At 71.1% G+C, this 19,979-nt stretch carries 23 protein-coding genes; 15 read left to right on the top strand and 8 right to left on the bottom strand.

What is annotated here, in order from left to right:
• Positions 1–119 precede the first annotated feature (119 nt).
• A complete protein-coding gene (locus AV521_RS19860) occupies positions 120–749 on the bottom strand; it encodes a hypothetical protein (RefSeq protein WP_076089777.1) in 630 nt (209 codons plus the stop codon).
• A gap of 160 nt (positions 750–909) precedes the next feature.
• Here AV521_RS19860 and acsA point away from each other — a divergent pair, with 160 nt between their 5' ends.
• The 5 genes from acsA to AV521_RS19835 are packed head-to-tail and all read left to right on the top strand — an operon-like array spanning position 910 to position 6,577.
• Positions 910–2,742, top strand: coding sequence for an acetate--CoA ligase (gene acsA / locus AV521_RS19855; RefSeq protein ID WP_076089776.1), 1,833 nt, complete (start codon positions 910–912; stop codon positions 2,740–2,742).
• Positions 2,739–3,764, top strand: coding sequence for a pyruvate dehydrogenase (acetyl-transferring) E1 component subunit alpha (pdhA, locus tag AV521_RS19850; protein ID WP_218639361.1), 1,026 nt, complete (start codon positions 2,739–2,741; stop codon positions 3,762–3,764). The genes acsA and pdhA overlap by 4 nt, the downstream gene beginning before the upstream one ends.
• On the top strand, positions 3,761–4,840 hold the full coding sequence (locus AV521_RS19845) for an alpha-ketoacid dehydrogenase subunit beta (RefSeq protein ID WP_076089775.1): 1,080 nt from the start codon (positions 3,761–3,763) through the stop codon (positions 4,838–4,840). Before pdhA ends, AV521_RS19845 begins: the two co-directional genes overlap by 4 nt.
• A gap of 1 nt (position 4,841) precedes the next feature.
• On the top strand, positions 4,842–6,296 hold the full coding sequence (locus AV521_RS19840) for a dihydrolipoamide acetyltransferase family protein (protein ID WP_076089774.1): 1,455 nt from the start codon (positions 4,842–4,844) through the stop codon (positions 6,294–6,296).
• A gap of 5 nt (positions 6,297–6,301) precedes the next feature.
• Positions 6,302–6,577 (top strand): acyl carrier protein, encoded by a 276-nt coding sequence (locus tag AV521_RS19835; protein WP_076089773.1) that lies wholly within the window; start codon positions 6,302–6,304, stop codon positions 6,575–6,577.
• 145 nt (positions 6,578–6,722) lie between these two features.
• Here AV521_RS19835 and AV521_RS19830 read toward each other — a convergent pair whose 3' ends face one another.
• Entirely contained in the window at positions 6,723–7,751 is a 1,029-nt protein-coding gene (locus AV521_RS19830) for an alcohol dehydrogenase catalytic domain-containing protein (RefSeq protein ID WP_076089828.1), read from the bottom strand.
• Positions 7,752–7,976: 225 nt separating this feature from the next.
• Here AV521_RS19830 and AV521_RS19825 point away from each other — a divergent pair, with 225 nt between their 5' ends.
• Positions 7,977–8,795: a universal stress protein gene (locus AV521_RS19825; RefSeq protein ID WP_076089827.1), complete on the top strand. Its 819-nt coding sequence runs from the start codon at positions 7,977–7,979 to the stop codon at positions 8,793–8,795.
• Between the two features lie 161 nt (positions 8,796–8,956).
• Positions 8,957–9,238 carry a DUF1876 domain-containing protein gene (locus AV521_RS19820; protein ID WP_076089772.1) on the top strand — a complete coding sequence of 94 codons (282 nt, stop codon included), beginning with the start codon at positions 8,957–8,959 and terminating at the stop codon, positions 9,236–9,238.
• Positions 9,239–9,263: 25 nt separating this feature from the next.
• On the opposite strand, the gene AV521_RS19815 is transcribed toward AV521_RS19820, so the two are convergent.
• The gene (locus tag AV521_RS19815; protein ID WP_076089771.1) at positions 9,264–9,938 is read right to left on the bottom strand and encodes a CBS domain-containing protein; all 675 of its coding nucleotides are present in this window, start codon (positions 9,936–9,938) and stop codon (positions 9,264–9,266) included.
• Positions 9,939–10,054: 116 nt separating this feature from the next.
• Between AV521_RS19815 and AV521_RS19810 the strand changes: the two genes are divergently transcribed.
• Positions 10,055–10,975, top strand: a complete 921-nt coding sequence (locus AV521_RS19810) for a DUF1918 domain-containing protein (RefSeq protein ID WP_076089770.1) — start codon at positions 10,055–10,057, stop codon at positions 10,973–10,975.
• A 12-nt stretch (positions 10,976–10,987) separates the two neighbouring features.
• On the opposite strand, the gene AV521_RS19805 is transcribed toward AV521_RS19810, so the two are convergent.
• Positions 10,988–11,638 (bottom strand): CBS domain-containing protein, encoded by a 651-nt coding sequence (locus tag AV521_RS19805; RefSeq protein ID WP_256725631.1) that lies wholly within the window; start codon positions 11,636–11,638, stop codon positions 10,988–10,990.
• A gap of 194 nt (positions 11,639–11,832) precedes the next feature.
• Between AV521_RS19805 and AV521_RS19800 the strand changes: the two genes are divergently transcribed.
• The 6 genes from AV521_RS19800 to AV521_RS52710 all read left to right on the top strand — a co-directional run bounded on the left by AV521_RS19800 (position 11,833) and on the right by AV521_RS52710 (position 16,420).
• Positions 11,833–12,708, top strand: coding sequence for a universal stress protein (locus tag AV521_RS19800; RefSeq protein ID WP_076089769.1), 876 nt, complete (start codon positions 11,833–11,835; stop codon positions 12,706–12,708).
• Between the two features lie 58 nt (positions 12,709–12,766).
• A complete protein-coding gene (locus tag AV521_RS19795; protein ID WP_076089768.1) occupies positions 12,767–15,178 on the top strand; it encodes a glycoside hydrolase family 65 protein in 2,412 nt (803 codons plus the stop codon).
• Between the two features lie 79 nt (positions 15,179–15,257).
• Entirely contained in the window at positions 15,258–15,386 is a 129-nt protein-coding gene (locus AV521_RS52725) for a hypothetical protein (RefSeq protein WP_371917049.1), read from the top strand.
• Entirely contained in the window at positions 15,383–15,574 is a 192-nt protein-coding gene (locus AV521_RS52720; RefSeq protein ID WP_107480957.1) for a hypothetical protein, read from the top strand. Before AV521_RS52725 ends, AV521_RS52720 begins: the two co-directional genes overlap by 4 nt.
• Positions 15,571–15,963: a histidine kinase gene (locus AV521_RS52715; RefSeq protein ID WP_371917048.1), complete on the top strand. Its 393-nt coding sequence runs from the start codon at positions 15,571–15,573 to the stop codon at positions 15,961–15,963. The genes AV521_RS52720 and AV521_RS52715 overlap by 4 nt, the downstream gene beginning before the upstream one ends.
• A complete protein-coding gene (locus AV521_RS52710; RefSeq protein WP_256725630.1) occupies positions 15,902–16,420 on the top strand; it encodes an ATP-binding protein in 519 nt (172 codons plus the stop codon). The genes AV521_RS52715 and AV521_RS52710 overlap by 62 nt, the downstream gene beginning before the upstream one ends.
• Before the next feature lie 5 nt (positions 16,421–16,425).
• Here AV521_RS52710 and AV521_RS19785 read toward each other — a convergent pair whose 3' ends face one another.
• From AV521_RS19785 to AV521_RS52275, 4 genes are all read right to left on the bottom strand, one after another.
• Positions 16,426–16,791, bottom strand: coding sequence for a DUF1003 domain-containing protein (locus AV521_RS19785; protein ID WP_076089767.1), 366 nt, complete (start codon positions 16,789–16,791; stop codon positions 16,426–16,428).
• Positions 16,792–16,863: 72 nt separating this feature from the next.
• Positions 16,864–17,067 carry a hypothetical protein gene (locus tag AV521_RS19780; protein WP_076089766.1) on the bottom strand — a complete coding sequence of 68 codons (204 nt, stop codon included), beginning with the start codon at positions 17,065–17,067 and terminating at the stop codon, positions 16,864–16,866.
• 485 nt (positions 17,068–17,552) lie between these two features.
• The gene (locus AV521_RS19770) at positions 17,553–18,026 is read right to left on the bottom strand and encodes a hemerythrin domain-containing protein (protein ID WP_076089764.1); all 474 of its coding nucleotides are present in this window, start codon (positions 18,024–18,026) and stop codon (positions 17,553–17,555) included.
• 18 nt (positions 18,027–18,044) lie between these two features.
• Positions 18,045–18,758 carry a response regulator transcription factor gene (locus tag AV521_RS52275; RefSeq protein WP_305965177.1) on the bottom strand — a complete coding sequence of 238 codons (714 nt, stop codon included), beginning with the start codon at positions 18,756–18,758 and terminating at the stop codon, positions 18,045–18,047.
• Positions 18,759–19,155: 397 nt separating this feature from the next.
• Between AV521_RS52275 and AV521_RS19755 the strand changes: the two genes are divergently transcribed.
• Positions 19,156–19,776: a CBS domain-containing protein gene (locus AV521_RS19755; RefSeq protein ID WP_107480956.1), complete on the top strand. Its 621-nt coding sequence runs from the start codon at positions 19,156–19,158 to the stop codon at positions 19,774–19,776.
• Positions 19,777–19,979 lie beyond the last annotated feature (203 nt).

Here is a 19,979-nt window from a genome sequence, read left to right as displayed (position 1 = left end):
CCCTACCGTCCTTTCAGGCCCATGACCACAGCGTTTCCGGCATCGTCGGAGCGCCGACAGAGCCACACGGGCACGTGTCGGGTCCATTGGTCCCCTTGACCTGGTCGATACGACGATGATCAGCGCGCTCGGCGGTTCGGGAAGAGGAGGTACGTGTGACCCTCCCGGCCCCACTCCCCGTACTCGGGCGTCAGACCCGCGTCCATCGCCCGCAGACAGGGGCGGCCGATGTGCGCGTAGACCAGGCGTCCGACCCGGCTCCGTGCCGCTTCGGCGCCGACGTCACGCACGGGAGCGTGCCCGCCCACTCCACCGCGGAAGCGGATGGGACGGTCCCAGCCCGAGGCTTCGGCGAACATCAGGTCCGCGTCCGCCGCCCAGGCCGGGAAGGTCCAGAACTCCGGTGCCCACACAGCGGTCCCCGGCTCTGCCTCGATGCGATATCCGCAGGTGGGATGGGAGGTGTGCGCGACCGGCAGTGCACGGATGCGCAGCTCGCCGAGGTCCGCGTCCGCCATGTGCGGCACCAGCCCGCGCTCGGTGGCGAGACACCGCAGGGCGGAGCGGAGTTCGGCGTGCTCATCGGTGACGAGCCAGGCGTCCAGCCGGCCCTCGGGCGGCTCCGCCCCCGGGCCGCCGTCGAACGCGACGCGATGGCGTCCGCAGACGACCAGGAGGCCGGCCGGTGCGAAACGCGGGGAGGCCATCGCGCCCACGCCCAGCAGTGTGAGCCGCAGCCGAGACGCCATACGGGTCACCTCCCGGAAAGCGTGCCCCGGTCATCGTCTCAGGCAGGCGGCCGGCCGTGGGCCTGAGCCGTCCGGCCGGATACTCGGGCCGTTCGACCCAGTGCGCACGGGGTGGGCCGGGCGGATCGTCGAAGAAGGCCCCAAGGAAGGAGGGGGCGGCATGCGCTGGGAGACCATCCGGAAGGACGCGCTGCCCCGCGTCGCGCCCAATCTGCTCGACTACGGCAAGGAATGTGCGGCCTTCTCCTGGCCGGAGGCGCGGGCCAGATTGCAAGGGCTGCCCGGCGAGCGAGGACTGAACATCGCGCACGAGGCCGTGGACCGACATGCGGCATCAGCCCACGCGACAGCGGTCGCGCTGCGCTGTGTCGGGCGTGACGACTCGGTCACCTCGGTGACCTACGGGGAACTGGCCCGTACGACGGCACGGTTCGCCAACGTGCTCCGTGGCCTCGGCATCGGTCACGGCGACCGGGTGATGACGCTTCTGGGGCGGTGCCCCGAGCTGTACACCGTGGTCCTCGGCACACTGAAGAACACCAGCGTCCTGTGCCCGCTGTTCTCCGCCTTCGGACCGGATCCGGTCCTCCAGCGGATGACACTGGGCGACGCACAAGTACTGGTCACCACGGCGGAGCTGTACCGCAGGAAGGTCGCCGGGCAACGCGGGCGACTCGCCACCCTGAGCCACGTACTGATCGTCGGCGAGGGCGCGGACGACCTGCCCGGCACCGAATCCCTCTCCGCCCTGATGGCCGACGCTGCCGACAGCTTCACCATTCCACCGACCTCGCCCCACGACATGGCCCTGCTGCACTTCACGAGCGGCACGACGGGCATCCCCAAGGGCGCGGTGCACGTGCACGAGGCGGCCGTCGCCCACTACATGACCGCGCTCTACGCCCTCGACCTGCACCCGGACGACGTGTTCTGGTGCACCGCGGACCCCGGCTGGGTCACCGGCATGTCCTACGGGATCATCGCCCCGCTCATGCACGGCGTGACGGTCGTGGTGGACGAGGGCGACTACGACGCCCGCCGCTGGTACCGGATCCTCGCCGAGCAGCGGGTGAGTGTCTGGTACACGGCGCCGACGGCCCTGCGCATGCTGATGCGAACGACGCCGAGGACCGGGCCGTACGACCTGCCCCGCTCGTTCGACCTGAGCGCGCTGCGGTTCATCGCCTCGGTCGGCGAGCCGCTGAATCCCGAGGCCGTGGTGTGGGGACGGGAGGTGCTCGGTCTGCCGGTGCACGACAACTGGTGGCAGACCGAGACCGGCGCCATCATGATCGCCAACTTCGCCGCCTGTGACATCCGCCCCGGCTCGATGGGGCGTCCGCTGCCCGGTGTGGAGGCGGCCGTGCTGCGGCGCGGCGAGGACGGCCGGGCCGAGGTCGTCGCAGGGCACGTCACCATACTCGAAACACCGGGCGTGGAGGGCGAGTTGGCGCTGCGGCCCGGCTGGCCGTCCATGTTCCGCGGTTATCTGCACGACGAGCCGCGCTCCGCGGCGGCCTTCGCGGACGGCTGGTACCTGACCGGCGACGTGGTGCGGCGCGACGCGGACGGCTGGTACTGGTTCGTCGGGCGCGCCGACGACGTCATCAAGTCGGCAGGGCACCTGGTCGGGCCGTTCGAGGTGGAGAGCGTCCTGATGGAGCATCCGGCGGTCGCCGAGTCCGGGGTGATCGGCCGGCCCGATCCCGTGGCCGGGAACATCGTCAAGGCATTCATCACGCTGCGGCCGGGCTTCGACGCGACCGCCGCGATGCGGCAGGAACTGCTGGCCTTCGCCAGGCGCCGACTGGGCCCGGCCGTAGCGCCCCGCGAGATCGCCTTCGACCAGCACCTGCCGCACACCCGCAGCGGCAAGGTCATGCGCCGCCTTTTGCGGGCACGAGAACTCGGCCTGCCCGAGGGCGACATCTCCACCCTTGAGGACCCCACTCCGGAGGACGCCTCCACGGCGAGGACGGAGCAGCCCGCATGACCACCACACATACCCCGCGCACACCGCGGCCCGCGGCTCGGCCGAACCGTCAGGCCGCGCACCGCCTGGCCCTGCTGGAGGCGATGCTGCGCGTCCGCCGGTTCGAGGAACGCTGCGTGGAGCTGTACAGCGCGGCGCGCATCCGGGGTTTCATGCACCTCTACATCGGTGAGGAGGCCGTGGCCGTCGGCGTCAACGAGGCGCTCACGGACGACGACGCAGTCGTGTCGACGTACCGCGAACACGGCCACGCCCTCGCCCGCGGGGTTCCGGCCGAGGCGATCATGGCGGAGATGTTCGGCAAGGTCACCGGCTGCAGCCGGGGCCGTGGCGGCTCGATGCACCTCTTCGACGCCGGGCGCCGCTTCTACGGCGGCAACGCGATCGTCGGCGGCGGGCTCCCCCTCGCGGCCGGCCTCGCCCTCGCCGACCACTTGACCGGCCGGGGCCGGGTCACCTGCTGCTTCTTCGGCGACGGCGCCTTCGCCGAGGGCGAGTTCCACGAGACCGCCAACCTCTCCGCCCTCTGGGGGCTACCCCTGCTGTTGGTCTGTGAGAACAACCTGTACGCGATGGGCACGGCCTTGGCCCGTCATCAGGCCCAGACCGACCTCGCGCTGCGCGCGGCCGGGTACGGCATGGTCTCCTGGGCCGTCGACGGCATGGACGTGTTCGCCGTCGAGGGCGCGGCCCGACGGGCGGCCGAAGGCGTGCGTGCCGGGGGCGGGCCGCACTTCCTGGAGATGCGCACGTACCGCTTCCGCGCCCACTCCATGTACGACGCCGACCGTTACCGCGACAAGGCCGAGATCGAGCACTGGAAGGAGCGCGACCCGGTCGAGGGCCTCGCCCGGCGGCTGCGGGAGGCGAAGGAGCTGTCCGACAAGGCCCGTACCGCCATGGAGGATCGCCTGGCCGCCGAGATCGACCAGGCCGTCGAGGCGGCCGAACAGGCTCCCGAAGAGCCCGTAGAGGACCTGCTGAAGTACGTCACCAGCCCGGTGGAGGCGAGCCGGCCATGACCGCGACCCACACCCGCAGCGCCGAGCCCGCCGCCCCCTCCGACCGGAAGACGACCTACCGGGAGGCCATGCGCGAGGCCCTGCGCGAGGCGCTCCACACGGACGAACGGGTGTTCCTGATGGGCGAGGACGTGGGCCGGTACGGCGGCTGCTTCGGCGTCACCCTCGGCCTGCTGGAGGAGTTCGGCCCCGAACGGATCAGGGACGCCCCGTTGTCGGAGTCGGCGTTCGTCGGCGCGGGTATCGGCGCGGCCCTGGCGGGCATGCGACCGATCGTCGAGATCATGACGGTCAACTTCAGCCTGCTGGCCCTGGACCAGATCCTCAACAACGCGGCGACCCTGCTGCACATGTCGGGCGGCCAGCTGCCCGTGCCGATCGTGATCCGGATGACCACGGGCGCGGGACGCCAGCTCGCGGCCCAGCACTCGCACAGCCTGGAGGGCTGGTACGCCCACATCCCCGGCCTGCGGGTCCTGGCCCCGGCGACACTCACCGACGCCCGGTACATGCTGGCCCCTGCGCTCGCCGACCCCGACCCCGTGCTGATCTTCGAGCACGGCAGCCTGTACAACGTGTCGGGCGAGCTGCCCGCCGACGCAGGCCCGGTCGACATCGATCACGCGGCTGTCCGCCGACCCGGCACGGACGTCTCCCTGATCACCTACGGCGGCTCGCTGCCCAAAGCACTGGCCGCGGCCGACGACCTGGCGAGTGGCGGCATCAGCGCCGAGGTCGTCGACCTGCGCACCCTGCGCCCGCTGGACGACACCACCATCGGCGCATCAGTGGCGCGCACGCACCGTGCCGTCGTCGTCGACGAGGGCTGGCGCACCGGCAGCCTCGCCGCGGAGATCTCCGCACGCCTCACCGAACAGCACTTCTACGACCTCGACGCCCCCGTCGAGCGGGTGTGCAGTGCCGAGGTACCCATGCCGTACGCGCGCAGACTGGAGCAGGCCGCGCTGCCCCACGCCGACGGAATCGTCGCAGCCGCGCGCCGCGCGGTCGGCGAGCCCGCGCCGACCGGAGCCGACGAGGCGGAACGGCGGCCGGTCACCGGAAGGTCGGGCTGAGATGACCGCGTTCACCATGCCGTCACTCGGCGCGGACATGGCCGAGGGAGTCCTGCAGGAGTGGCTCGTGAGCCCCGGGGACCGGGTGCACAAGGGTGACGTCGTGGCGGTCGTGGAAACCGACAAGGCGGCCATCGAGGTCGAGTGCTTCGCGTCCGGGACCGTGGGACGGCTGCTCGTCGTGCCGGGGACCCGGGTGCCGGTGGGGACACCGCTCGCGGTGATCGAGGGCGAGGCGGCACCCGGCATGCGGACGGTGGTGGAAACAGCCGCCCGACACGAACATGAGAAGCCGCGCCGTAAGGCTGTCCGCGGACCGAAGACGGTCCAGGAGCCTGCACGCACGGCAACCCGGGAGGAGGTGTCCGGGCAGCCCGCACGGGCGACGGGCAACCCCGCGCACCCGCCGCTGGAAGTATCCGCCGGGACCGAGCCAGCCCTCGGACCGCTCGTGCGGCACCTGGCGGAGCTGAGGGGCGTCGACCTGACGGCACTGCACGGCACCGGGCCGGGCGGACGGATCACCCGCGCCGACGTGGAGCACGCTGCGCCGCCGCTCACGCCCAGGGTGCGGGCCACCCCGTACGCACGACGCCTCGCCGGTGATCTCGGCATCGACCTGACGGCGGTACGGGGCACCGGAGAGGGCGGGGCGGTGCGAGCGACGGACGTGCACGCGGCCGTGCACGCACGCGCCGCAGGAGATGAACCCGAGCGACCGGTTCGGCGCCGAGAGGACGGCGAACGACGTACGCGTGCAGCCGAACCGACCGACAGCCGCCCGGAAGAGCGCACGGACGCCATGCGCCGTGTCATCGCCGACCTCATGAGCCGCTCCAAGCGGGAGATCCCGCACTACTACCTGTCCACCACCATCGACCTCACGGCGGCCGAGGAGTGGCTGCACCGGATCAACCGCGGCCGTTCGCCCGCCGACCGCCTCGTGCCCGCGGCCCTGCTGCTGAAGGCCGCCGCGGTGGCGGTACGCGAGGTGCCGGGCCTCAACGGCTACTGGCAGAACGGCGGGTTCGTCCCCGCCGCCGAGGTCAATGTGGGTGTCGCGGTGTCGCTCCGGCAGGGCGGACTGCTCGCGCCGGTCATCCACCGCGCCGACACGTTGCCGCCCGACGCCCTCATGGCCCGCCTCAAGGATCTGGTCCAGCGCGCCCGGCGGGGACGGCTGCGGAGCAGCGACACGACTGGCGCCACCCTGACCGTCACCAGTCTGGGCGACCAGGGCGTGGAGACGGTGTTCGGTGTCATCCATCCGCCCCAGGTGGCCCTGGTCGGCTTCGGCGCGGTCGTCGAACGGCCGTGGGCCACCGGCGGCATGCTCGGCGTGCGTCCGGTGGTGACCGCGACCCTGGCCGCCGACCACCGGGCCACGGACGGCGCCGTAGGGGCGCGCTACCTCACAGCGGTCGACCGACTGCTGCAGAAACCGGAGGAGCTGTGAATCAGATGAAGCCTCTGAACAACGCGGAAGCTCTGTCCGTGGTCAAGGAGTCCATCGCTCAGATCATCCCCGACGCCGACTTCACTCGGGTCGAACCGGACGACAAGTTCCGCGACGTCCTCGAACTGGATTCCCTCGATTTCCTCAGCCTGGTGGAGCTGCTGTCCGAGCGCACGGGAATCCGTATCGATGAGGAGGACTACCCGGAACTGACCACGCTGTCGGCTGCCTCGCGGTTCCTGGTCGAGAGATCGAAGGACGGGACCGGCTCAGCGCCGTGAGCGCCCGCTGTTCATACGCGCCCTGTTTCACATACCCGCCCGGTGCCCCGGACGACAGCGACGGGACAGTGTGCCGACCACGCCGAGCGAGGTGGTGCGCGACTCGACCTCCAGCACCGTCGGCGGCTCACCGCTACCGGGCGGCTCAGTCGCGACGGAGCACGACTTTGACGGCGCCCGTGGTGGTGCCGTGTGCGAACACCTCGTAGGCGTCTTCCATCCGGTCGAGGCCGAAGGTGTGGGTGATCAACCGGGAGACGGGCAGGCGTCCGAACCTCATCAGGTCCAGCAACCGGGGGGTGGAGGACGTGTCGACCTGTCCCATGCTGATCGTCACGTTCTTGCGCCACAGGGACTCGAGATGGAGCGTCGCCGGTTTGCCGTGCGTGCCGATGTTGGCGATGTGCCCTCCCGTGCGGACGGCGCGTGTGCACAGCACGAAGCCGTCCGGATCGCCCGACGCCTCGATGACCACGTCGGCGCCCGGCCCCTCGGCCAGGTCGGCGATCATCTTCCCCGGCGATTCGGCGGCATCCACCCCCAGACGGGCGGCGGTCTCCAGCCGGGCGGAGGCCAGATCGACGGCGATGATCCGGCGGGGCGAGTAGAGCCGCGCGACGATGACGACGGCGAGACCGACGGGGCCCGCGCCCACCACCACGACGGTGTCTCCCGGGCACACATGTCCGTTCCGCACTCCGACCTCGTAGGCGGTCGGGAGGAGTTCCGCGAGCAGCACCGCGTCGTCGAGTGGGAGGTCCGAGGGACGCCGGGTGGTGGAGTGGTCGGCGAAGGGCACCCGCACCAACTCGGCCTGGGTCCCGTTGATCAGGTTCCCCAGGATCCATCCGCCGCCTCCGCGGCACTGCCCGTACATGGCGTCACGGCACTCCCGGCAATCGCCGCAGGCCGAGACGGACGACACGATCACTTGGTCGCCGGGGCGCAGGTGGTGGACTTCGCCGCCGATTTCCACGACCTCGCCGACGGCCTCGTGGCCGAGGACCGTCCCCGGCTTCACCTCGGGAAAGTCTCCCTGCCGGATGTGCAGATCACTGCCGCAGACGGTGGTGGCGTCGATACGCACGATCGCGTCGGTGGGCTCTTCGATCACAGGGTCCGGGACGGTGTCCCAGGAGGTCTGTGCCGGGCCGTGGTAGACGAGCGCTCGCACGGTACTCACTCCCTCGCTCCCCCACCTCCACGGTCACCCCCGCTGTGCTTCCGGGCAACACGGCGGCCCGTGCGCCGTCGTCGAGGCCAGGGTGCCGACTGATTGCGTGGCGGCGGCCTCCGTCTCGTACGAAGCTGGACATGGAACCCGGACATGAAGGTGAACGGTGCGACCGAGTGGCCGGGCCCGGCGTCGCCCGCGTACGGGATGAGAGGAGACCGGGCGGTGGCGATTCCCCTGGTGGTGGGTGTCGACGGATCCGAGGGGAGCCTTGAGGCGGTCGACTGGGCCGCCGACGAGGCTGCCTGGCATGGCGTCCTGCTCCAGCTTCTGTGCGCGGCGGCCGGTGAGCGTGAGGCATCCGCGGTGATCAGCGCCGCCTCGGCACGTGCCGGGAAGCGGGCTCCCGCGGTCCCGTTGTCCAGTGAGGTGTCGCACGAGGACGCGGCCTCCGCCCTGATCGACATCGGACGCAATGCCTTCGCGCTGGTCCTGGGGTGCAGAGGGTCTGGAGACCTCGACGACATGCTCCTGGGCTCGGTCGGCCTCGCCGTGGCGGCGCGGGCCGACTGCCCGGTCGTCGTGGTGCGCGGCACCGTGGAGCACCGTGATGCCCGGTTCGGGAACGTCGTCGTGGGTGTCGAGGACGGGGAGGGCAGCGGCACGGCCGTGGACTTCGCGCTCCGCGAGGCCCATGTGCGGCAGTGCCGGCTCGTGGCGGTGCACGCCTGGAGCGCACTGTCCGGGGCGTACACGACACCGCAGGCCCCGTCGTGGTTCCTGGAAGCCCATCGGCGCCCGCCGGCGCAGGTGCTGGACGACGCCCTGCGCCGTCCAGCGGCTCAGTACCGCGACGCCTCCGTGAGCCGACTGCTGATCGAGAAACCGGCGCGCCCGGCACTGCTGGAAGCCGCATCGACGGCGGATCTGCTGGTCGTAGGAGCCCGACGGCGGCTTGGGCATCCGGGTCTGCAACTGGGCCTGATCAACCACGCGCTGCTGCATCACGCGCCGTGCCCTGTCGCGGTGGTCCCCCAGAGGTGACGGCTATGGTGAGAAGACCCGGGGGACCGGCCGGCGACCTGCTGAAGGCCGGCCGCCCGGTTCCGCCGCGTCCAGCTCGCCCGCGTCTACTGACGGAATGTCACATACGAATGGACGTTGTGGAGTTCGGCGGGACTCGGCTGCGAGGCAAGGAGAGAGCGATGTCGCACACAGGAGAGTGGAACGTACGTCTGCACCTCTTCGAGGACGACAACGGAACGACGAAGGCACACGTGGTCCTGGACACCGGCGCCACGACGCTCACGGGCCACGGGGACGCCCACCGCAATCCGGCGGACACGAACGTGCCGGAGATCGGCGACGAGCTGGCGGCGGGCAGGGCCATGCAGGACCTCGCCCATCAACTGCTGAACACCGCCGAACGCGACATCCAGGGCATAGCGGCGTCCCAGTCCCGTCACATCGTCGGACGGACCGTGTGAACCCAGGCGGATTCAGACCTTGAGCTCACGTCCCGGTGGGTGAGTCGAGGGTGTCGTCCGTCCGGTGGGCGAGGTTCCCGGAGACCGAGACCACCCCGTCGACGCCACGGCACAGCTGCTCGACGACCGGAATCATGCTTCGGTACTCCACTGTGCCGGTGAGGGTGACCCGCCCGTCGCGCACCTCCGCGGTCACGTCCCGCGGATCGAGGCCCAGTGCGCGCCGCAGCAGGTCACCGGTGATCTCCTCGCGGATCGCCTCGTCCCGGCGCAGGAAGATCCGCAGCAGATCACCGCGGCTGACGATGCCCAGCAGCCGGTCCGCCTCGTCCACCACGGGCAGCCGCTTGACGTGCTGGCTCTCCATCAGGCGGGCGGCCTCGACCACGGTCCACTCGGGACGCGCGCACACCGCGGGCGCCGACATCAGTTCCTCGGCCCGGGACCCCTCGGCCTTGGCCCGCTCCCAGGCTTCCAGGTGCGGAAGGGGAGTCCGGCCCGACGGGTCGGTCTGGTCGGCGCTCTTGCGCAGCAGGTCGGCCTCGGACACCACGCCCATCGGGCGGTCCAGTTCGTCCACCACGGGTACGGCGGTGACGTCGTTCTCCTCCAGCAGTCTGACGAGCTCCTTGAACGGCGTGTCGCGCCGCGCCCGGACGACGTCCCGGGTCATGAGCTCCTCGACCGTTCGGTGGTGCATGGTGCCTCCCGGATCCGGGCCGCCCACCACGCGGTGCCAGGGCCCTCGCCCCGTGCGGCGGTGTGTCCCGCGTGGCAGGTTGGATACAGCACCATTCTGAGGAGAGGGCGGCGACCATGCGAGCTCACCTCGGCGACCAGCTCGTCATAGAAAGCCCCTCGACCGGCGCCGCCAGGCGCGACGGCGAGATCGTCGGACTCCACCACGCGGACGGCACGCCTCCCTACGACGTGCGCTGGTCGGACACGGACGAAGTCACGCTCGTGTTCCCCGGGCCCGACGCCCACATCCGCCATCTGGAGCAGGGACAGCCCGCGTCCACTCCCGTGGCACCACCAGGAACGGGTGAGGGGGCGACCGTGTCCACGGCCGTCCGCCCGACCGAGCCGGCGAATCCCGGCGACATCGGCCGGCGCGTGGGCGTCGAACGCCGCCGAAGGGGGCTCAGCCGGGAGGAGACGGCCGGCCGCGCCCGGATGTCGCCCGACTACCTGGCCTACCTGGAGGAACGGCCCGCCGACCCGACGTTGGCGACTCTCATCAGGCTGGCCGACGCGCTGGACACCACCGTCGCCGCACTCCGTGGCGGAGGCATCGATCTCCCGCCAGGTCAGGGGCACGCCCTGCTGCACCCCCGACTGCGGGACCTCAGTCCGGAGGAATGCCGCACCCTGCTCTCGACACACGGTGTGGGGCGCGTCGCGGTGACGGCGCCCGACGGCCGCCCGGCGGTCGTTCCGGTCAACTACGAGGTCGTCGACGACACCATCGCCTTCCGGACCGTACCCGACTCCGTGCCCGCGGCGGCCGTGGAGAGGGAGGTCGCTTTCGAGGTCGACCACGTGGACGAGGCGCTGAGCCAGGGGTGGAGCGTGCTCGCCGTGGGCCCCGCGAGCGTGGTGACGGATCCCGAGGCCGTGCGCAGCCTCACCCAGCGGGCTCACACCATGCCCTGGGCGGGTGGTGAGCGCGAGATGTGGGTGTCGATCCGGCCCACGAGCCTCACCGGCCGCCGGATCACCCCGGCGGATCAGTAGACGGCCACGGTTTCACTCGACGCCACCGAGCCGGGTCTCGACGCCTACCACGCCCTCCATCCCTCGGACGAGACGCTCGGCGACCCAGATGAGAGAGGTGTCGTGGACGGGTCCCCGCAGCGTGACGATCCCGTCCCGCACCGACACACGGATGGCATGAGCGAGCGTCGGGAACAGGTAGGACACCACCGTACGGCGGACTTCCTCCTCGATGTCCGCGTCCGGCCGCAGGAAGACCTGCAGCAGGTCGCCACGGCTGACGACGCCCACCGGCCGGTCCTTGTCGTCGACCACGGGCAGCCGCTTGACACGGTTCACGGCCATGAGACGAGCCGCCTGAGCCAGGGTGACGTCCGGGCGGACCGTGACGGCGGGTGTGCTCATCAGCTCCTCCGCCGTCATCCCCTCGGCCTTGGCCAGCTCGGACCGGTACCGGATCCGCTCGAGACGGGTGAGCCGGCGGCCCCGGAACTCCTCCTTGGGCAGCAGGTCGGCCTCGGACACCACACCGACGACCCGCCCGTCAGCACCCACGACCGGCACAGCACTCACATGCCGCTCCTCCATCACCCGGACGATCTCCTTGACCCGTACATCGCGCCCGACAGCCACCGCGGGCGCGGTCATCACATCGCTCACGATGTGCGGAGCGGCGACAGGCATGTCCTCGGTCCTCGCAAGGCGCGCTGGAAGGGCCGGCTCGGCCATCGCCTCCAGCATCACCACAATCCGGCCCGCGGCAAACCGGCCGGAGCCCCACCCGGTCCGGACCCGGTGGCGTGTCGCGGCGCCGCGCGGGCAGTGCGACGGTAGTCACAGGGGCTCTCGGCAGCCGGGCGGCGAAGGCGGTGACGGCGATGGAACTCCCACTGATCGTGGGCGTCGACGGGTCGGACTCCAGTCTGGCGGCGGTCGACTGGGCGGTGGACGAGGCGGCGCGACACGGGCTCGCCCTGCATCTTGTCCATGCCTCCCTGTGGGAGACCTACGAGGGAGCCCAACCGTCCTTCAGCACCGACCGCCCCGCCGGTGAGGTCATGGCGGAGCACATCGTCGCCTCCTGCCTGGAACGGGCCCAGCGTCGCAATCCCGAGGTGAAGGTGTCGGGCAGGGCGGTGCCCGAGGACGCCGTGTCCGCGTTGCTGCGCGCGGGGCCCGATGCGTTCGCTCTGGTCACGGGCTCACGCGGGCGTGGCGAGGTGGCCGGGATGCTGCTCGGGTCCGTCAGCCTCTCGGTGGCGGCGCGTGCCGTCTGCCCGGTCATCGTGATCCGTGGCGCTGAACCCAACTGTCAGGGAAGCTTCGGCCAGGTCGTGGTGGGGGTCGGGGACCCCACCGGAGGTGCGGGCGCCGTACGCTTCGCCGTGCGCGAGGCCGAGGTGCGCGGCTGCGCCCTGACGGCCGTACGGGCCTGGCGCAACCCCGTGCAAGAGCCTGTGGACCACATGCTGATCGCGGACGACGCGGCACGGCTGCGTGAGGAGCGGGCCTCGACCGCCCTGGAGGAGGCCCTGCGTGAGACCGTGGGGGAGCATCCTCGGGTCGATGTCCGGCGCCGGCCGCTGGAGGGTCCCGCACACCGCGTCCTGCTGGAGGCATCGGCCGAGGCCGACCTGATCGTCGTCGGCGCCCAGCGCCGGCACGGCCGCTTCGGTCTGCAGCTCGGCAGGGTCGCCCACGCCCTGCTGCACCACTCGCAGTGCCCCGTCGCCGTCGTCCCCCAGCCGGCCTGAGGCTCGCCACGCACACGCGGGCCTCCATCGTGCTCCGGAGAAGAGGGAAGCGTGGCGGATGTCGGAATGGACATGGGAGTGGACGGGCTACGACCCCGCTGCCGAGCGATTGCGTGAAGCGCTCTGCACGCTGGGCAACGGCTACTTCGCGACGCGGGGCGCGCTGCCCGAGTGCCGGGCGGGTCTGGTGCACTACCCGGGCACCTACGCGGCGGGGTGCTACAACCGCCTGGCGTCGACCGTGGCGGGGCGGCAGGTGGTGAACGAAGACCTGGTCAACCTCCCGAACTGGCTGCTTCTGCGGTTCCGTGTACGCCGCGGCGAGGGAGCATGGGGCCCGTGGTGCGCCCCCGGCACTCACACCCTCCTGGACCACAGGCACATCCTGGATCTGCGCCGAGGCACCCTCACCCGGTCCTCCCGCCACCACGGCGAGGAGACGGGCCTCCTCGGCGTCGAGCAAATCCGTCTGGTGCACATGGGGGATCCGCACCTGGCCGCACTGCGGACGGTCTTCACGGCCGAAGGCTGGTCAGGGGAGATCGAGATCGAAAGCTCCCTGGACGGCGAGGTGATCAACGGCAATGTGCACCGATACCGCGCCCTCGACCGCCACCACGTGACCCGTGTGCGGACCGGCGCGCAGGAGCCCCATACCGCCTGGCTGAGCTGCCGGACCAGCGCCTCGGACATCGCCGTGGCCATGGCAGCCCGGACGACGGTCGTCGCCGACCGTGCTCCGGCCTCGTCGGGGCTTCGTGCGACCCGCCACCGGGCCGTTCACCGCCTCGTCGTCCCGATCGTTCCAGGCCGGCCCGTCACCGTGGACAAGACCGTGGCGCTGCACACTTCCCGCGACACGGCGATCAGCGACCCGCTCGGCGAAGCGGTCGACCGCGTGAACGCGGCGGAGGACTTCCCCGCGTTGCTGGACTCACACGCCGCCGCGTGGGAGCGGTTGTGGCGACGCACGGACATGCAGGTGCCCGGCGAGGCCGGCCGCATCCTGCGCTTCCACCTCTTCCACGTCCTGCAGACGCTGTCGCCGCACACCGCGGACCTGGACGTGGGGGTTCCCGCGCGGGGGCTGCACGGCGAGGCGTACCGGGGCCATGTCTTCTGGGACGAACTCTTCGTCCTGCCCTATCTCAACCTGCACTTGCCGGAGGTCTCCCGGGCGCTGCTCGACTACCGGTACCGACGCCTGCCGCAGGCCTGCAAAGCGGCGGCCGCGGCCGGCCGGTCCGGGGCAATGTATCCGTGGCAGAGCGGCAGCAACGGCCGCGAGGAAACCCAGGAGTGGCATCTCAATCCCGCCTCGGGCCGCTGGCTGCCGGACCGCTCCCGGCTCCAGCACCACGTCGGCTCGGCGATCGCCTACAACGTCTGGCAGTACTGCGAAGCCACCGGCGACACGGAGTACCTGCACACCAGGGGTGCGGAGATGCTGCTCCAAATCGCCCGCTTCTGGGCGGACTTCGCGACCTTCGACCCCGACACCCGCCGCTACCGGATCCGCGGTGTCGCGGGCCCCGATGAATACCACGACGGCTACCCGGGTACCGACCGGCCCGGGCTGGACGACAACACGTACACCAACGTCACCGCCGCCTGGGTCCTCACCCGCACCCTGGAGCTGCTGCGGCGCCTTCCCGCATGGCGCCGCGAGGAACTGTTCGACCGGGTCCGGCTGAACTCCGACGAACTGCCCCGATGGGAGGAGATCTCGCGTCGGTTGCGGGTGCCGTTCCACCAGGGCGTCATCAGCCAGTTCGAGGGCTACGACGAACTCGCCGAACTCGACTGGGAGGCCTACCGAAAGCGCTACGGCACCATCCGCCGACTGGACCGAATCCTGGAGGCCGAGGACGACACGGTCAACCGCTACAAAGCGTCCAAGCAGGCCGACGTCCTCATGCTCGGCTACCTGTTCTCCCCCGTCGAACTGCAGGCTCTTTTCCGGCGTCTCGGGTACGACCTGGACGACGACATCTGGCGCAGAACCGTCGACTACTACCTGCGGCGCACCAGCCACGGCTCCACCCTCAGCGAACTCGTCCACGGCCTGGTCCTCGCCAAAGCACGACGGGCCGAGGCATGGCAGTATGTCCACGAGGCGCTGGAGGCGGACATCGCCGACATTCAGGGCGGCACGACTGGCGAGGGCATCCACCTCGGGGCCATGGCCGGCACCCTCGACCTGGTCCAGCGCGGTCTGACGGGACTGGCCACACGCGAGGACGCCCTGTGGCTGGACCCCGTGCCGCTTCCGGCACTTTCCGAGTACGGCTTCGCGTTGCGCTATCGCGGGCACTGGGGGGTCGGCGTGCGGCGCAGGAGCGGCCGACTCGAGATCAGTGTGCCCGACTCGGAGGAGTCCCCGATCCGGGTGGTACTGGCCGATCGTGCGGTGACCATCCGCCCTGGGGAGACCTGCTCGCTCGCGGTGCCGAACAGTTCGTCGCCATGAGCTGGCTCGGGCCAGGCCAGTAACGGGCGCCGACACCGACGACGAGGCGGTACTGCGGACCCTGGCCGCTGCGGCCGGTGTGGCGATCGACAACGCCCGGCCGTACGAGGACGCGCACCGCCGGCAGCGGTGGCTGCCGGCCAGCAACGAGCTGACCCGCAGCCTGCTGTCGGGCGCGGATCCGCCGTGGTGCTGGAGTCCATCGTGACCACCGTGCGGGAAATGGCCGGCGCGGACCTAGTCACTCTGGCGGTGCCGGTCGGCGATCGCGGAGAGCTGGTCATCGAGGTCGCCTCGGGAGCACCGGCGGAGCAGGTGCATGGGCTGGTACTGCCCGCCACGGCGCTGGCGGCGAAGGTCTTCGAGTCCGGTGAGACGATCACCAGCGACGCGTGAGCGCCGACCCACGCGCCGAGGGCGGCAGCGCCTCGGTGGTGGCGCTGGGACCGGCGTTCTTCGTCCCGCTGGGCACCCCGGAACATGTCCGCGGGGTGCTGCAGGTGGCGAACGTACCGGGGGCTTCGCTCTTCACCGACGCCGTGATCGACATGGTCACCGGCTTCGGCAACCAGGCCGCGCTGGCCATGCACGTCGCCGAGCACCGGTGCGCCACCGAGCGCATGCTCGTGTTGAACGACCGCGACAGGATCGCCCGAGATCTGCACGACCTGGTCATCCAGCGGCTGTTCGCCGACGCGCTGTCCCTGCAGTCCACGCTGGGCAGTGTCGCCGACCGCCCCCAGGTCGGCGAGCGGATCCAGCGCGTCGTGGGACGACCAGGATGACACCATCAAGATCATCCGATCCACCATTTACGGCCTGCACGAGCACGATCAGGCGCGTCGTGGCAGCGGGCCGCGCGCCCAGTTGGTGGCGGCCACCGAACGGTCAGCCGAATCGCTCGGCTTCACCCCGGCACTGCGCATGACCGGGCTGCTGGACACGGCCGTGTCCGCCGAACGGACCGAGCAGTTGCCGGCCGTGCTCGGCGAGGCCCTGTCCAACACCACCCGGCACGCACACGCCACCACGGTCGACGTCAGCGTCGAGGCCACCGACGCCGACCTGAAACCGCGTGTGGCCGACAACGGCCGCGGGATCGACCCGGCGGTCACCCGCCGCAGCGACCTGGCCAACCTCCGCAAGCGCGCGCAGGATCTGGGCGGCACTTTCAGCCTGTCCTCGAACCAACCGAGCGGCACCGTCGTCGAGTGGGTCGTCCCGCTGCCCTCCATGGCCTGATATGGCTACTGCTCGCCTTCACCGTCGATCAGACGCCTGTGGAGTTCCGTGGTCATCACATGGATGGCCCGGGTCAGCTCGGTGTTGGTCTTGAGCTCCAGCTCCTGCTCGACGAAGTCGTGGTCGGCCTTGATCTGCTGGAAGGCCGCCTGCCGGTTCTGACCGATCATGACGAATGTCGACAGGAAGATCGCTTCCAGCGACACCACGAGGGTCAGCGTCGGCCAGGGGCTCGATTCGAGGAACACCATCCAGACGGCGAAGACGACCGCGTGGATGTAGACGAACGGCATCGATCCGGCGAATCTGGTGATGGCGTCGGCGACACGCAGCTGGACGTCTTCGGTACGCCTGCGGTGGTGGACGACCACCGGGGTGGTGCCGGACCTCGGTCGCGGACTGACTCATCTCGGCACACCTCTCACGTGGCGATCACTCCGTTCTCAGCCGTCCCACGTCCAGTCCCCCACGTCGGGCAGATGCGGGCCGGACGGGCCGGGCTCAGCCCCCGACGCGCCGGCCAGAGCACCCTCCTGTCGTGCAAGGCCGCCGGCATCGGACAGGGACAGTCCCGCCGGGGCGACAAGGAGCGCGAACAGCTCGCCGGTCGCGGCCTCAAAGAAGCCCGGCAGCCCGGCGGACTTCACCTTCCCCCCGGCAGGGTAACCACCAGTTGCTCAGGTACGTCACACGGGCGAGCGGCCGTGCCCTCCAGCACTCCGCCACGGCCCGTACCCCGAGGCGTCCTGCGCCCGCAGCACCTGGGTGATGCAAGCAAGCGGCATCCCCACCGACCTCATCAGGCCGATCAACCAGGCCCGCTCCACCTGGTGCGCCCCGTACCAGCGCGCTCGCCCCGCTTCCGCCACCCGGGCGGGCACGAGCGGGGCCGCGGTCCCGTTACAGCCGCAGCGTCCACCGGCTCAGCCGGGTACGGACGTCCGGCTCTCCGATCGTGATCAATCCGTCTACCGGCCGAGCATGAGCTCTTCCCCAGGGGCACGGGCAAGTCACGGCCCGATCAGCGCCAGTCGGGCCCCGTCCCGGCGCTGCAGCCGTCCGCCCGGCGGCAGCGGCGCGCCGGGCGGACGGGCGGGACGAGGAAGCCGAGGGAGACGACGAAGGAGAGACGTCAGGTAGCCGGCTGCGGCATGCGCGTGCCGACCCGGGCACGGACCGCTTCGACGGCCTCCCACTGCTCGGTGTCCAGCACGGCCAGGGCTGCGGGGAACACGCCGTCCTGTTCCTTGAGGATGTGCGCACGCAGCAGGTCGAGCACCTCGATCAGGCGGTCCGGCCAGGTGGGATCGGTCAGGAACGGTCCGTCCGCCTCGGCCAGCACGGCCTCGATGCGGCGGTGCTCGGCCTCCAAGGCGGCGATCTTGTCGGGGAAGTCGGCGGCCAGGGCGGGGTACAGGCCCCGCTCCTCGACCTCGGTATGCGGGCCGAGCACGGCGGCGATCTCCCGGGCCAGCTCCGCCATACGCGTGACCTTACCGTCGCGCCGGGCATCGCGGACGTGGCTGATGAGACGCACCACCGTCTCGTGCTCCAGGGTCAGCTGGTCGATGGATTCCAGCGCCTGGCAGCCGCAGTACTCACACATCGAGCGATCCTCCTCTGATCAGTGGACGTGGGCTGCAGCGACGCGCTGGGTGACCGTGCGCCGTACCCCCGTGCCGGTGAAGAGCAGGGCCGCGGCGGCCACCGCCGAGAGCAGGACCAGACCGAGCCCGTACGAGCCGTAGGCGCCGCACAGCGAGCCCACCACCAGTGGCGGGACGAAGCCGCCGAGGCCGCCCGTGGCGCCCACGACGCCGGTGGCCGAGCCGACCTCGTTCGTCGGGGCGAGCAGCGCGACGAGGGCGAACGGCACCGCTGCCCGCGCCGAGCGCGGCGGCCATCGCCAGGAACGCGATCGTGCCCACCGGCGCCAGAGCGGGCGTGAACGCCTGGACGAAGGCTCCGGGCCCTGGATCTGCTTCAGGACGTAGCCGGGCGCGCCCGCCATGATCGAGTCGAGCAGCGCCTCCTCGTCGTCGAAGGAGGTGAGCATCAGGCAGGCCAGGTCCGGCATACGTGAACGCAGCTCACGGCAGACGGTCACGCCCTCGCCGTCGGGGAGCCGGACGTCGAGGACCGCCACCTGCGGGCGCAGCGCGGGTACGCGCACCAAGGCCTGCTCCACCGTGCCGGCCTCGCCGATCGCACTGATGTCCGGCTCGTCGTCCAGCAGGTCGCGCACCCCACGTCGTACCACCTCGTGGTCGTCCAGGAGGAAGACCCGGACCGGATCGCCGGGGCCGGGCCGCTCGCGCTCCGCTGTCACTTTCTCCACCGCTCCGCGTTCCTCACCGCTGTCCCTGCACGGACCGTACTGACCGTACTCGCCGGTTTCCGTACCGTGATCCTTGTCGAATCCGGGCCGAAGGACCAGGGCCGGTCGGCCCTGCTCTCACGGTGTTCGGCAGTAGGAGGGCACGGATCCCCGGCGGCTCCCCGGGTCCCGCACCGAGGGGAAGCGTCTCGCAGCCCGGCCGCTCCCCTGCCGTGGCGCCGCGGCGGGGCGGTCAGCCCCCGGAATCGGAGTCTCCCGGCCCTCCGGGGCACGGGCGGGTCGGCCCTCCTTCGTGCACGTCTCGGCCCTGGTCGGCGGCGCGGGCGGCGGCGAGGCTGAAGAACAGGGCGGCCGGTCTGCCGCCCTCCCGCCCGCACCGCTGAAGGAGGGAAGGACCATGAAGGCGCGCACCGTCGGCGAGGTCATGACCGACGAGGTCGTCCGCGCACGCCGCCAGACGCCGCTGGACCACCTGGCACGGCTGCTGGACCTGCACCGCATCAGCGCACTGCCCGTCGTCGACCACGACGACAAGGTGGTCGGTGTGGTCGCCGACACCGATCTCGCCCCCGGCTGCGCGGCCACGACGACCGCGGAAGAACTGATGGCGAGCCCCGCGGTCACGATTCATCCGGAACAAAGTGTCTCGGACGCCGCACGGCTCATGGAACGTCAGGGTGTCGATCGGCTCCCTGTGGTGGACGAGGAGGACCGTCTCATCGGCATCGCCACCCGCCGCGACCTGCTGCGGGTCTTCCTGCGTACGGACGAGGACATCCGCCGGCAGGTGATCGACGAGGTCCTGATCGCGGCGCTGGGTTTGCCATCCGGCGCGGTCGCCGTCTCCGTGCGGGACGGCATGGTCACGCTGGAGGGGCTCATCCACCGCCCAAGTGACGTCCCTCTGGCGGTTCGGTCGGCATGGCGCGTGGAGGGCGTCGTCGGCGTGGTCAACAGACTGGAACCCGGCATCGAAGACTGCAGCCTCAAGCAGTCGGCCGGGCACGGAAAGTCCTGAGCCCACTGCCGGAGGCGCGGTGCACGCCGGATGCATGTAGCCGGGGTTCGTAGCGCTGGATCGAGTCGCAGTCAGCGAACCTTGGCACTCAGGATGTTCACGCTGGCCGACGGTTGTCGACCACGACGAGCGAGGCGGTGCGCGGCTCCTGGATGGCTGGTACGCCACCTGGCGTCCAGCCACCCTGACCGACCATCTCGGGC

Source organism: Streptomyces sp. IMTB 2501, from assembly GCF_001953885.1.
In the GTDB taxonomy this organism is placed as follows: Bacteria; Actinomycetota; Actinomycetes; order Streptomycetales; family Streptomycetaceae; genus Streptomyces.
This window is presented reverse-complemented; position numbering and strand designations above follow the sequence as displayed.